This is a genomic window from Rhodococcus sp. NBC_00294 (assembly GCF_036163995.1).
GTDB lineage: Bacteria > Actinomycetota > Actinomycetes > Mycobacteriales > Mycobacteriaceae > Rhodococcoides.
The window spans coordinates 1,194,809-1,208,189 of sequence record NZ_CP108043.1 but is presented as its reverse complement, the minus strand read 5'-3'; the positions used below and the strand labels follow the sequence as shown (position 1 = coordinate 1,208,189).

Genomic DNA, 13,381 nt, shown 5'->3' with positions numbered 1-13,381 from the left:
CACTCTGCGGTTGCGACCCGGACAGACCTCGCGGATCGGGCGATCAGCCGACGATGCGCGACACTACGCCGCGAGTGACCTCCTCGGGACGGAACTGCTCGCTCGCGTACGCGGAGATGGCGACCACTCCGCCGGCCAACGCGGGGACGACCCACTGCAGTGCCTGGAGTTTCTTCTGCGCGGCCGCCACGTGCGGTGGCGTGGACGCGGTGGGCGTGGTCCCGTCAGAGGCGGGTACCGCACCTTCCTTCGAGACCGTCTGTCCCAGAACGCGGCTGTACGCGGTGACCGCCAGTGCGGCCACCGTGAGCGCGGTCTTGGCGACGGCCATCGAAGCGACGCCGTCCTGCGCCTTCAGACGTCCGTAGTCGTTCTTCAGCAGTGCTGTCGCACCGGCGAGATGGACACCGATGGCCGCGGCGTTGACCGGCGTCCACCGATCCCATCCCTCGTTGGTGACAGCCCCGGTGGAGGCGGCGGTGTCGGCGTTCGACGACGCCTCGTTCAGTGCGACGGCATTGGCGAGGGTTCCGCCGAACCAGGCCGCGAGTCCGACATCGTGGAGCAGGTGGGCAAGGGTGGCACGGGCCATGAGAATCTCCTGTGTCGAGAGCGAGTGCCTCGAACTACCCTCGTGCCGTGCGCTGAAACGTGTCGACCGGTCCAGGATGTCGACCGCCGGGTGCCGGACCTGACCGTCCCGGAGGTCGACGCGAAGCACTGGTGGCCCTGGAGTCACCCGCGAGACGCGGCGGACGTGCTGCTCGACCACGCCCACAGGGACCGACAGCCCGCAGGCGAGTGTGAGTACACACGATCGACGAACACTCTGCCGATCCGCAGAATCACCGGCGATCCTGTGGCCGCACGCTCACATGCGAGGTCCCGCGACGGTGGACGGGTGTGGGAACGGTCTTCCCGGCACGTTCCCACACCCGAGTCTTGCCCCCTGCGGCTCAGGCCCCGATCCGTTCCCCCGAGGTCGGGTGGAACAGGTACGCGGTGCCCTCCTGCTTGGTCAGCGTGACCTTCTCGCCGATCCGCGCGGGTGCCCTCCTGGGAGAGCGTGCCACGATCGTGGCCGGTGTGCCGTCCGAGGCGCGGATCCGGGTGTCGTCGAAGCTGGCGTAGAGGTAGCTCTCGTTGCCCAGTTCCTCCACGAGGTCGACGGTGACCAGCAGTCCGTCGTCGTCCGCGGAGCCGATCGCGAGCTGTTCTGGACGCAGGCCGAGGGTCACCTCGTCGAGTCCCGCGGCGGCGATGGCGGTGAGCTGGTCGCGCTCGAGGGGGACGGTGCGCTCACCGACCTTCAGGCCGCCGGACACGACGGGCACCGTGAACAGGTTCATCGCCGGCGAGCCGATGAATCCGGCCACGAAGGCGTTGACCGGGTGGTCGTAGAGCTCGGTCGGCGCGGCGAACTGCTGCAGCTTGCCGTCCTTGAGGATCGCGACGCGGTCGCCCATCGTCATGGCCTCGACCTGGTCGTGGGTGACGTACACGGTGGTCGTCCCCAGCCGACGCTGCAGCGCGGCGATCTGCGTGCGTGTCTGTACCCGCAGTTTGGCGTCGAGGTTCGACAGCGGCTCGTCCATGCAGAACACCTGGGGCTCACGGACGATCGCGCGGCCCATGGCGACGCGCTGCCGCTGACCGCCGGAGAGCTTGCCGGGCTTGCGATCCAGGTACTCGGTGAGGTCGAGGAGTCGGGCCGCCTCGGCGACGCGGGCCTGACGCTTCTCGAGGCTGACCCCGCGCATCTTGAGCGCGAAGCCCATGTTCTCGCCGACGGTCTTGTTGGGGTAGAGCGCGTAGTTCTGGAACACCATCGCGATGTCGCGGTCCTTGGACGGCACACCGACCATGTTCTTCCCGCCGATCTCGATGGCACCGCCGTCGATCTCCTCGAGACCGGCGAGCATCCGCAGCGCGGTGGATTTCCCGGAGCCCGACGGGCCGACCAGGACGACGAACTCGCCGTCCTGGATGTCGAGGTCGAGCGAGTCCACCGCCAGCTTGTCGGCGCCGTCGTAGATGCAGGACGCTTGCTTGTACGAGATTGCAGCCATGGTTCTTTCTCCTACTTGATGGCGCCGAAGGACAGGCCGCGCACGAGCTTGTTCTGCGCGAACCATCCGGCGAGGACGACGGGGAGGGCTGCGAACGTCGCAGCGGCGGAGAGCTGGGCCCAGTACAGGCCCTGCCCGGTGATGAAGCCGACGAGGTAGACCGGAATCGTCTGTGCCTGAACGGCGGTGAGGTTGACGGCGAAGAAGAACTCGTTCCACGAGAAGATCACACAGATCAGCGACGTGGCCGCGATGCCGGGCGAGACCAGCGGCAGGATGACCTCCCGCACCGATGTCCACAGCGAGGCACCGTCCATGCTCGCGGCCTCGAGCAACTCGCTCGGGACCTCGAGGAAGAACGACCGCATCATCCACACCGCGATCGGCAGATTCATCGCCGTGTACAGGATGATGAGCGCCCAGATGTTGTCGAGCAGACCGATGTCGCCGACGATGACGTACAGCGGCACGATGGCCGCCACGACCGGCAGCATCTTCGTCGAGATGAAGAAGAAGAGCACGTCCTGCGTCTTCTTCACGGGACGCAGCGACAGGGCGAATGCAGCCGGGACACCCAGCAGCAGAACGAGAATCGTGGACACGACGGTCGCGAAGGCCGAGTTGAGCAGCGTGGTGCCGATGCCGCTCTCGAGAACGCCGCGGTACTGGTCGAGGGTCGGGGTGAAGAAGATCTTCGGCGTCGCGGTGTACGCATCGGCTTCCTGCTTGAACCCGGTGATGACCATCCACAGGACCGGGAAGAAGAAGGCGATGCCGGCGACCCAGGCGACGAAGGACCAGATCGATCCGGGCCCCCATCGCTTCTTGCGTGTGATCGGCGCGGTGACGCTCGGAGTTCCGCTGCCGGCGCTCCGCTCGGTGGTGGTACTCATCAGGCAGCCTCCTCTTTCCCGCTGAAGCTCGTGAAGATCAGTCGCAGCGCCAGTGTGCTGACGACGATGGTGGCCACCACGGTGACGACGCCCATGGCCGCGGCCTGGCCGATGTCGAAGCCGAGGAACGCTCGTTGATAGATGTAGAACGGCAGGTTCGACGACGCCACACCCGGGCCGCCGGACGTCATCATGTAGACGGCGTCGAAGGTGTTGATGAGGTAGATGGCGCCGAGGACCGCTCCGAGCTCGATGAAGCGTCGCAGATGCGGCAACGTCAACTCGCGGAACAGTGCGACGGGCCCGGCGCCGTCCACCCGCGCCGCCTCCGCGATGTCCTTCGGCATCGACTGCAGTCCCGCCAGGATGAGCAGCATCATGAAGGGGGTCCACTGCCAGACGAGGTTGGTCATGACCGCGGCGAGCGGGAACCGCGAGACCCAGTCGATCTGGTCGACCCCGAACGGGCTGAGCACGAAGTTGATGAGGCCGAACACCGGGTCGAACATGGTGGTCTTCCAGATCAGTGCACCGGCGACCGGGGTGATGAGGAACGGAGTGATCAGCAGGGTGCGGATCAGACTGCGGCCGATGAACTTACGGTCCAGCAGCAGTGCGAGCACCAGGCCCAGCGCCACCGAGATGATCACCGTGCCCACGATCATGATCACCGTGTTGAACGCGACCGAGCGGAACTGGCTGTCCCGGAACACGTCCACGTAGTTGTTCAGACCGTTGAACTCCCGCGATCCGGGGCGCACCAGGTTCCACGACTGCGTCGAGTAGTACAGCGTGAACAGGAACGGGATCTGCGTGACGACGATCGCGAAGACCATGGCCGGCAGCAGGGGACCGCGGCGCCGCCACCCCTCCGCCTTCGAGATCACCCGTTCGCGAGGAACGAACGGCGTCTCGGATCTCGCCGAGCCGACTTCGGTCGTGGTCATCACTGATCCTCCTGATACGTCTTGCCGACCACCTCGGCGTACTGCTGCGCTTGAGCGAGCGCGTCCTGGACGCTGATCTGTCCTGCCACGGCGGCGCTGATCTGCTGACTGACCCGAGTGCCGAGATCCTGGAACTCGGGGATGGTGAGGAACTGGACGCCGGTGTACGGCACCGGATCGACCGTCGGGTTCAGCGGATCGGCATTGTTTATCGAGTCGAGCGTGACCTGACCGAAGGCGGCCGACGCCTCCTTGTACTCCGGGATCTCGTAGGTGGACAACCGGCTTCCCGGTGGCACCCGCTCCCAGCCGAGCTCGGTGCCGACCTTCTTCAGGTACTCCTTGTTCGTCATCCACGACACGAACTTCCAGGCGTCGTCCGGGCTCTCCGACGTCGTCGGGATGCCGAGCGACCAGGAGTACAGCCAGCCGTTGTCGCCCTTTGCCGCCGACGGGGCCTTGGCGTACCCGATCTTGCCGACGACGTTGCTCGACGTGGGGTCCTCGAGCACCGACACCGCCGAGGTGGCGTCGTACCACATGGCCGTGTTGCCCTGTGCGAGTTGCGTTCCGCACTCGCTGAAGCCGCTCGTCGCCGCGCCGGCCTGTCCGTGCGACCGGACCAGGTCGACGTAGAACTGCACGGCTTCCTCGACCTGCGGACTGTCGAGTTGCGCGTTCCAGTTCTCGTCGTACCACCGGCCGCCGAAGGCGTTGATGACGGTGTCGAGGGGCGCGAGCACCTCGCCCCAGCCGGGCTTGCCACGCAGGCAGATGCCGGACATGCCCGGACGGTCGAGTGTCGCGGCGGCCTCGGCCACCTGATCCCAGGTGGGCTCGGCCGGCATCGTGATGCCTGCTTCCTCCATCAGGTCCTTGCGGTACATGAGGAAGGACGACTCACCGTAGAACGGCACCGAGTACATGCTTCCCTCGTAGGACAGCGACTCCTTGAGCGACGGGATGAAATCGTCCTCGTCGTATCCCGGTGTGGCCTGCGCGTACTCGGACAGATTGGTGAGCCACCCGTTCTCGGCCCATTGCGGCGTCTCGTAGTTGCTGATCATCACCACGTCGAACTCACCACCGCCCGTGGCCACCGACGCCGTGATCTTCGCGCGCGCCTCGTTCTCGGACAGCGAGACGAACTTCAGGTTCACACCCGGGTTCTCGGCCTCGAACTCCGGTGCGAGCGAGATCGCGTCGGACATCTGCGCGTTGGAGACGATGGCCACGGTGATGGTCGTGCCGCCACCGTCACCTCCGAACGATCCCGCGCCCGCGCAGCCGCTCGCCGTCAGCACGGTGGCTGCGGCGAGGGCGGCGAGTGGGACGAATCGTGATGTCACGTCGGTACTACCTCGATTCCTTCATGGGGTTGCTGCCGTGCTCGTCGAGAAGGTCCAGAGCACAGGCGATATCGGTCACCAGGACGGTGGCGAGACGGCCGCGCAGAGCGGCCCGGATCGCGGCGTGCTTGCGCACACCGCCGGAGATGAGGAGCGTGGTGGCGCAGTTCCGGATGTCGTCCAGCGGCACCGAGACCGTGCGGTCGGTCAGTGAGCTGTCGACGTCGGCGCCGTCGGAGTCGAAGAACCGACCGCCGATCTCACCGACCGCACCGAGTCGATCGAGTTCGGACAGGAGGTCGGCGTCGAGGAAGCTTCCCTCGAACAGCGTCGTCGACGTCGACACCGGGCCCAGTCCGAAGAACATGAGATCCGCGGTGCGTCCGGCGTCGAGCGCCTTGGACATCAGCGAGTCCTGTTGCAGCGCCACGACCGTCGCCGGGTCGGCGTAGAGAGGGGCGTTGAGCCGCATCGGCGTCGCCTGCAGTTGCTCGGCGCAGCGGGTGAGGACGAAGTCGACACCGGTCTGGTAGTCCGCGGTGCTCATGGATCCGTCCAGCTGCACCACGCGGGCGCAGCGGCTGCCGCGTCCCTGGAGCGACTGCGCCACCGCGACCGTCTCCGGCCCCCACGTGAAACCGAGTGTGTGAGCAGGCTGCACGCGCCGAGTGAGGATGCCCGACGCGGCGCGCCCCACCGCGTCGTACCGACCGCCGGCGTCGTCGATGGTCGACGTGACCACCAGCGCCTCGTCCAGGCCGTACCGCTCCTCGAGTCGACGTTCGAGATCGGTGTGCACCGATCCGCTGATCTCCTCGGGCACGTGGATCTCGATGCGCACGAGCCCGTTCGCCCGAGCCCGAGCGACGAGTCGACCTGCCGTGGGACGGGAGACACCGAGCTTGGTGGCGATCTCCGCCTGGGTCGCGCCCTCGACGTGGTACATCGTCGCCGCACGCAGCGCGAGCCTCAGCTCGTCGCTCGAACTCGGCGTCGTCACGATGTCGCTCCCGGTCGTCGAGGTGAGCATCTGCTCACCTGGTGTTCATCTGCTCACTTAAGCTAACATCCAGGTGTGATCCACACAACAGTCGATTCCATGCGTGCCGCAGTTCTCACCGAACCGGGACACATCGAGACGCAGACGCGACCTGTGCCGACGCCGAACGCAGGTGACGTCCTCGTCCGGGTGGCATCCGTCGGAGTCTGCGGCTCGGATGCGCACTACTACCGCGAGGGTCGCATCGGCGACTTCGTCGTCGAGTCGCCGCTCGTTCTGGGCCACGAGGCGTCGGGTGTGATCGTCGCCGTCGGTGACGGCGTCTCCCCTCGGCGAGTCGGGTCGCGAGTGTCCATCGAGCCGCAACGACCCGATCCCGACAGTCGCGAGACCCGATCGGGCCACTACAACCTGTGCCCCCACATGGAGTTCTATGCGACCCCTCCCGTGGACGGTGCCCTCTGTGAGTACGTGACCATCGGATCCACGTTCGCGCACGACGTCCCCGACGCCGTGTCCGACGACGCCGCGGCCCTCTTCGAGCCCCTGTCGGTGGCCATCGCGACCGCACGCAAGGCCGGGATCACCGGCGGCTCGCGAGTGTTGATCGCGGGCGCCGGGCCGGTCGGAGTGCTCACGGCACAGGTCGCACGCGCCTTCGGCGCCACGGAGATCGTCGTGTCGGACATCTCGGCCGACCGCCGCGCCAACGCCACCCGGTACGGGGCGACCCGCGTGATCGACCCGGCGGACGAGTCGGTGCACGACCTCGACGTCGACGCGTTCGTCGACGCGTCGGGCGCACCCCGCGCAGTGCAGGACGGGATGCGCGCCGTGCGCCCTGCGGGCAGAGTGGTGCTCGTGGGCATGGGCGGAGACGCGTACCCGATACCCGTGTCGGTGATCCAGAACCGGGAACTGTGGGTCACCGGCGTCTTCCGCTATGCCGACACCTGGCCCACTGCACTGGAACTCGTCCGCACCGGACGAGTCGAGCTCGACAGCATGGTGACGGGTCGGTTCGACCTGGATCATGTCGAGGACGCACTGAATCACGACCGCACCGACGGCAGCATCAAGGCTGTCGTCACCGTGACACCCAGTCAGGAGACCCTCTCGTGAAGCTGTCCGCCGCCACCCTCGCCCAGCTTCCCGACGACGTGGACGTGCCACGGTACGACCGCTCGGCGATCACCACCGGGATCGTCCACTTCGGCGTCGGCGGCTTCCACCGTGCGCACCAGGCGATGTACGTGGACCGGCTGCTCCGCAACGACTTCGAGTCCGCGTCGAGCTGGGGCATCTGCGGCGTGGGCGTGCTGCCGGGTGATCGCCGTATGAAGGACGTCATGGACGCCCAGGACTGTCTCTACACCCTGGCACTGCGGCACTCCGACGGCTCGTGGGACACCTCGGTCATCGGATCCATCACCGAGTACCTCTTCGCGCCGGACGATCCCGAGGCGGTGATCGAGAAGCTCGCCCACGCCGACACCCGCATCGTCTCTCTCACCGTCACCGAGGGCGGCTACAACTTCTCGGCCACCACGGGCGAGTTCGACGCCGAGAACCCGGCTGTGCGAGCGGATCTGGCACCCGATGCGGTACCGGGCACGACCTTCGGACTGGTGTGCGAGGCGTTGTCCCGCCGGAAGGATCGCGGGCTCGCGCCGTTCACCATCATGTCGTGCGACAACATCGAGGGCAACGGACACATCGCCCGATCGACCTTCACCGCGTTCGCTCGCCTGAAGGATCCCGCACTGGCACAGTGGATCACGGATACCGCGCAGTTCCCCAACTCCATGGTCGACCGCATCACGCCCGTCACCACACCCGACGTCGTCGACCAGCTCGCCTCACGGTACGACCTCGAGGACCGGTGGCCCGTGGCGGCGGAGCCGTTCACCCAGTGGGCGCTGGAGGATCACTTCACCCTCGGCCGGCCGCCGTTCGAGGACGTGGGCGTGCAGGTCGTCGACGACGTCACACCGTACGAGCTGATGAAGCTGCGTCTGCTCAACGCGAGCCATCAGGCCCTCTGCTACGTCGGATACCTCAGTGGCTACCGGCTCGTGCACGACGTCACGCAGGACGCACTGTTCGCCGAGTTCCTGTTGCGCTACATGGACGAGGAAGCCACTCCCACGCTGCAGCCGGTTCCCGGAATCGACCTGGCCGAGTACAAGAAGACGCTGATCGAGCGCTTCTCCAATCCGGAGATCCGGGACACCGTGGCCCGGCTCTGCGCCGAGTCGTCGGACCGGATCCCGAAGTGGCTGGTCCCGGTGGTACGCACGAACCTCGGGTCCGGAGGGCCGGTCGCACTGTCCGCCACGGTGATCGCGAGCTGGGCGCGCTACGCCGAGGGTGTCGACGAGCAGGGTGAGCCCATCGAGATCGTCGACCGTCTGAAGGACACGCTCACCCCGCTGGCTCGGCAGCAGCGCGAGGACCCCCTCGCGTTCGTGCGGAACCGGGAGTTGTTCGGGGATCTGGTGGACGATCCGCGCTTCGTCGACGCCTACACGTCGGCTCTCGACTCCCTGCACACTCGCGGAGCCCGCGCCACCGTGGAGTCGTCGGTGCGCTGACGCCCGTGAGCCTTGTGCGCATCCCTGGACACGCACAAGGCTCACGGGGGCCGAAGGCCCACTACAGCCGCTGCAGCACCTCGGCGAAGGCCAGCTCGGCGGCACCGATCACCGAGATCCGCCGACCCAGGCCCGAGACGTGCAGTTCCACCCCGTGCTGGCGTCCGACCAGGCACTCCCCCACGCCCTCGGTGATGCGTGCCATCGCCGAGGGCACCCGGAGAACGTCGGCGAAGAGGCCGCCGAACACGACGACGCGGGGGTCCACCATCGTGACGATGGTGCAGACGCCCGTCTCCAGTGCCTCGATGTAGCTCTCCGGCAGGGCACCCCCGGCGGCGGCGACGTCGGCCAGTGCGCGCCCGATCGCGGACGGCGTCGCGGGTTCCGGCATCGCGAGTGCCCGGCGCAGTGCGTCCTGCCCGACGGACAGCTCCCAGCACCCGTTGCTTCCGCAGCTGCAGAGGCCCCCGCCTGCGGCGGTCCGCATGTGTCCCACCTCGCCGGCGTAGCCACCGGAACCGCCGAGAAGTGATCCGGCGCTGAGTATTCCGGCACCCACACCGAACTCCGCGAAGAGGTAGACCACGTCGTCCACGCCGCGGGCGCATCCGCGGGTGTGTTCCGCGACCACTCCCAGATCGGACTCGTTGGCGACGATGCACCGCACCCCGACCGCCTCACCGATCAGACGACCGAGCGGAACGTTGGTCCAGCCGAGGTTGGGTGCGACGCGCACGAGACCGTCGGCCGACCGCACGAGACCGGGTACGGCGACACACACTGCACGCGGGGCCGATCCCACCCGATGGGTGAGCTCGGTCGCGGCATCGGCGATGCGGCGCACCAGGTCCGCCGGGTCCGGGCCCGCTCCCGCCTCGTAGTCGAGATCCGCCAGAACCGCTGCGCCCCAGCCGATCGCGGAGACGGACAGCCAGTCGACGGCCGCGTCGACCGCGAGTACCCAGGCGGCGGACGGGATGGGGTCGACCACCAGCGACGGCCGGCCGGCCCCGCCACCGGACGACGGATGTTCGGAGACCAGGCCGTCGGCGACGAGGTCGTCGACGAGAGTCTTGACGGTGCTCCGGTTCAGCGAGAGGTCCTCCGCGAGTTCCGCCCTCGTCCGAGCCCCACCGAGGTGGACACTACGGACGAGGGCGGAACGAGCCGGTCGGCCTGTCACCGACCAGTCGGAGCTCGTCGACGCGACAGTGCGTCGACACTGGCCGCGAGCAACAGCACGAGACCGGTGACGATGGAGACCACCGCCGCGGACTGCCCCTGCAGGCGCAGTCCGTTGTCGATCACCGCGATGACGGCAGCACCGATCACCGCGTCCCGCACGCGACCACGTCCACCGAAGAGCGACGTTCCACCGATGACGGCGGCGCCGACGGCGAACAGCAGCGTGTTGCCGCCACCCGCCTGCGGATCCACGGATCCGACCTTGGACGCTGCCACGATGGCGCCGAGTGCCGCGATGGTCGAGCTGACCACGAAGACACTCATGCGGATGCGCCGGACGTCGATACCCGCTCGCCGCGACGCCTCCGCGTTGCCACCCACCGCGTAGACGTGCCGACCGTAGGACGTCCGGTCGAGGACGAACGTGGCGAGCACCAACACGAAGAGCACGATCGGAACGACGTACGGCACACCGGCGATGGAGAGCACCGCCGGGTTGGGGCTGCGGTTCACCGTCATCGCCCACGTGGCGAGGGCGGCGAACACCGTCAGTGCCGCGATCTTGACCAGCAACAGCGACGTCGGGGGAGCCGTCAGTCCCTGCTTCAGCCGAGTGCGCTGGCGCGAGAGGTTGATCGCCGCGAATCCGCCGACGACCACCGCGAACAGCACCCAACTCGCCCACACCGGGAGCGACCGGTTGGCCACCGCGAAGAGCACGGTGTTGTCGGAGATTCCGAGGGTGCCGCCCTCACCGATCAGCTGCAGCACCACACCGCCCCAGGCGAGGAACAGTGCCAGCGTGACCACGAACGACGGGATGCCGACGCGGGAGACGAGGAACCCGGTGAGGCAGCCGATCGAGGCACCGACGCAGATCGCCAGCACGATCTCGATCCACGGATTCGCGGGCACCCCGAGCAGCGCGATGGCGAGTGCGATCGCGGCCGGCACGATGGCCGCCCACAGTCGCGTGATCGCCGCGAGCACTCCGGCCACCACCAGAACGGCGCAGAACGTCAGGAACACACCGGTTCCCATGCCGCCGAGCAGGTTTCCCCCCTCCGTGTAGTGCAGGGCGAGAATCGCCGCCGCCACACCGGAGCCGGTGCCGGCGGAGAGGTCGATCTCACCGAGGAGGAGCACGAACACCAGCCCCATGCCGATCAACGCGGTGGCCGCTCCCTGGGTGAGCAGATTGGCCACGTTGTTGAGGGTGAGGAACTGCCCCGACAGCGACGAGAACACGACGAGCAGGACGACCAGCCCGGCGAGTGCGGGCAGTGCCCCCAGCTCGCCGCCGCGCAGTCGTGCCACGTAGTCGCGTCCGGCGTCGCCGAACGATCGCCGATCGGTGTCCATCGAGAAGTCGGACCGGGCGCGGTCCTGTTCGGGCGCGGCGGTCATATCGTCACCGCCTTCGCCTCGGCCGACGGAAGACCGAGGTCACCGCTGCGGCCGGTCGTGATGAGCTCGACGATGCGTCCGACGGACACGTCCGCCGTGCGCACCTGCGCCGCCATCCGCCCCAGGAACAGGGCGGCGACGGAGTCGGACACCTCGACGACGTCGTTCATGTTGTGGCTGATGAGCAGCACTCCCACACCCGAGTCCGCGAGGCGGCGAACGAGGTCGAGGACCTGTCGCGTCTGCGCGACTCCCAGTGCGGCCGTGGGCTCGTCGAGCAGCACCACCTTCGACTCCCAGAGCACCGACTTGGCGATGGCGACGGTCTGCCGCTGTCCACCGGACAGCGACGCGACCGGGGTGCGCACCGACTTGACGGTGCGCACCGACAGCGACGCGAGGGTGTCGCGCGCCGCCTGTTCCATCGATGCCTCGTCGAGCAGACCCTTGGCCGTACGCTCACGGCCGAGGAACATGTTCTGCACGATGTCGAGGTTGTCGCACAGGGCGAGGTCCTGGTACACGACCTCGATACCCAGCGCCGCAGCCTCTTTCGGATTCGACACCGACACCGGCTCGCCGCCGAAGCGGACCTCGCCGGAGTCGGTGCCGTGAATTCCGGCGATGCACTTGATCAGCGTGGACTTGCCCGCGCCGTTGTCACCGACCAGTGCGGTGACCTCTCCTGCCCTGATCGTCAGATCGACGTCGTGCAGGACGTGCACCGGACCGAAACTCTTGTTGATGCCCTGCAACTGCAGGACGGGCTCTCCCGCGGCGGTCATGGTGGTCAGGAGATCCCCGCGTCCGCGCAGGCCTGAGCCACGTCGCCACTGCACAACGCGTCCGCCGAGACGGCGCCGCCGTCGACGGCGACCTTGACGTTGTCGCGCGTGATGGTGACCGGGTCCAGGAGGACCGACTTCACCTGACGGTTGCCCTCGGGGTCCTCCGACGTCGCCGTCGCCTTTGCGTCGGCAGCGGCGGTGTCACCCTTGGCGAGGTCGATGGCGAGCTCGGCGGCAGCGGCCGCCTCCTTCGCGACGTCCTTGTAGACGGTCATGCACTGGTCGCCGCGGAGCACGGCCTTCAGTCCGTCCTCGGTGGCGTCCTGACCGGTGACCGGCACGGTGCCGTTCAGGCCGTTCTTCTGCAGGACCGTGATGACGGCGCCAGCGAGTCCGTCGTTGGCGGCGAGAACGCCGTCGACCTTGCCGCCGTTGGCGGTGAGCAGCTGCTCGAAGGTGGTGCCGCCGACCTGGTTGTCCCACTCGGGGATGGCCTGGTCGCCCGCGAGGCGCAGGTCGCCGGAGTCGTACTTCGGCTGCAGCACCTCGAGCGCGCCGGCCTTGAACAGCGTGGCGTTGTTGTCGGTCGGCGAGCCGTTGATCTGGATGATCTGCGCGCCGGGCTTCGCGCCCACGCAGTCCACCAGGCCCTGACCCTGCAGGTTGCCGACGGTGGTGCTGTCGAAGGAGACGTAGTAGTCGGCCGAGCCGCCGAGGGTGAGTCGGTCGTAGTCGATGGTGGCGACGCCCGCTTCGGTGGCCTTCTTCTGCACGGCGGCACCGGACTCGGACGAGAGATTGCTCATCAGGATGACCTTCGCACCCTGGCTGATCATCGAGTCGGCGATGGACGAGAACTTGGTGGTGTCGCCCTCCGCGTTCTGGATGATCGGATCGAGACCCGCGTCGCTCAGCGCCTTCTGCAGGAGCGGTCGGTCCTGCGACTCGTAGCGTGCGGACGACTTGGTGTCGGGCAGGATGACGCCGACCTTGGTGCCGCCGTTGCCGGATCCGCCGGAGTCTCCGCTGCCGCTGTCGCTGCTGGAGTTGCTGCCACACGCGGTGAGTGCCATGACCAGACCGATACCCGCCGCGGTGAGGGCGAGCCTTGTGTTCTGCATCGATCGTCCCTTCGGTTGTATGTTG

The 13,381-nt window shown here is 67.7% G+C and carries 12 protein-coding genes; 2 read left to right on the top strand and 10 right to left on the bottom strand.

All coding sequences use genetic code 11. The annotated features are described in order from the left end of the window. Positions 1-43: 43 nt before the first annotated feature. The 6 genes from OHB23_RS05720 to OHB23_RS05695 all read right to left on the bottom strand — a co-directional run bounded on the left by OHB23_RS05720 (position 44) and on the right by OHB23_RS05695 (position 6,288). Positions 44-592: a hypothetical protein gene (locus OHB23_RS05720; protein ID WP_328811062.1), complete on the bottom strand. Its 549-nt coding sequence runs from the start codon at positions 590-592 to the stop codon at positions 44-46. Positions 593-956: 364 nt separating this feature from the next. Beyond that, positions 957-2,069, bottom strand: coding sequence for an ABC transporter ATP-binding protein (locus OHB23_RS05715; RefSeq protein WP_027506158.1), 1,113 nt, complete (start codon positions 2,067-2,069; stop codon positions 957-959). Between the two features lie 11 nt (positions 2,070-2,080). Next, positions 2,081-2,962 (bottom strand): carbohydrate ABC transporter permease, encoded by an 882-nt coding sequence (locus OHB23_RS05710; RefSeq protein ID WP_027506157.1) that lies wholly within the window; start codon positions 2,960-2,962, stop codon positions 2,081-2,083. Next, on the bottom strand, positions 2,962-3,909 hold the full coding sequence (locus tag OHB23_RS05705; protein ID WP_027506156.1) for a carbohydrate ABC transporter permease: 948 nt from the start codon (positions 3,907-3,909) through the stop codon (positions 2,962-2,964). The genes OHB23_RS05710 and OHB23_RS05705 overlap by 1 nt, the downstream gene beginning before the upstream one ends. Then, the gene (locus OHB23_RS05700; protein WP_328811061.1) at positions 3,909-5,258 is read right to left on the bottom strand and encodes an ABC transporter substrate-binding protein; all 1,350 of its coding nucleotides are present in this window, start codon (positions 5,256-5,258) and stop codon (positions 3,909-3,911) included. Before OHB23_RS05700 ends, OHB23_RS05705 begins: the two co-directional genes overlap by 1 nt. 7 nt (positions 5,259-5,265) lie before the next feature. Beyond that, positions 5,266-6,288, bottom strand: coding sequence for a sugar-binding transcriptional regulator (locus OHB23_RS05695; protein ID WP_328811060.1), 1,023 nt, complete (start codon positions 6,286-6,288; stop codon positions 5,266-5,268). Between the two features lie 69 nt (positions 6,289-6,357). Here OHB23_RS05695 and OHB23_RS05690 point away from each other — a divergent pair, with 69 nt between their 5' ends. Together OHB23_RS05690 and OHB23_RS05685 are read left to right on the top strand one after the other, a co-directional pair. Continuing rightward, positions 6,358-7,380, top strand: coding sequence for an NAD(P)-dependent alcohol dehydrogenase (locus tag OHB23_RS05690; protein WP_328811059.1), 1,023 nt, complete (start codon positions 6,358-6,360; stop codon positions 7,378-7,380). Continuing rightward, complete coding sequence (locus OHB23_RS05685) at positions 7,377-8,852, top strand: mannitol dehydrogenase family protein (protein WP_328811058.1); 1,476 nt, start codon at positions 7,377-7,379, stop codon at positions 8,850-8,852. Before OHB23_RS05690 ends, OHB23_RS05685 begins: the two co-directional genes overlap by 4 nt. Before the next feature lie 61 nt (positions 8,853-8,913). Here OHB23_RS05685 and OHB23_RS05680 read toward each other — a convergent pair whose 3' ends face one another. From OHB23_RS05680 to OHB23_RS05665, 4 genes are read right to left on the bottom strand one after another with little or no spacing between them, the layout of a single operon-like run. Then, positions 8,914-10,038: an ROK family protein gene (locus tag OHB23_RS05680; protein WP_328811057.1), complete on the bottom strand. Its 1,125-nt coding sequence runs from the start codon at positions 10,036-10,038 to the stop codon at positions 8,914-8,916. Further along, a complete protein-coding gene (locus OHB23_RS05675) occupies positions 10,035-11,447 on the bottom strand; it encodes a sugar ABC transporter permease (RefSeq protein WP_027506150.1) in 1,413 nt (470 codons plus the stop codon). The genes OHB23_RS05680 and OHB23_RS05675 overlap by 4 nt, the downstream gene beginning before the upstream one ends. Beyond that, complete coding sequence (locus tag OHB23_RS05670) at positions 11,444-12,232, bottom strand: ATP-binding cassette domain-containing protein (RefSeq protein ID WP_037186144.1); 789 nt, start codon at positions 12,230-12,232, stop codon at positions 11,444-11,446. The genes OHB23_RS05675 and OHB23_RS05670 overlap by 4 nt, the downstream gene beginning before the upstream one ends. 5 nt (positions 12,233-12,237) lie before the next feature. Beyond that, positions 12,238-13,356, bottom strand: coding sequence for a sugar ABC transporter substrate-binding protein (locus OHB23_RS05665; protein WP_222632227.1), 1,119 nt, complete (start codon positions 13,354-13,356; stop codon positions 12,238-12,240). Between the last annotated feature and the right edge of the window lie 25 nt (positions 13,357-13,381).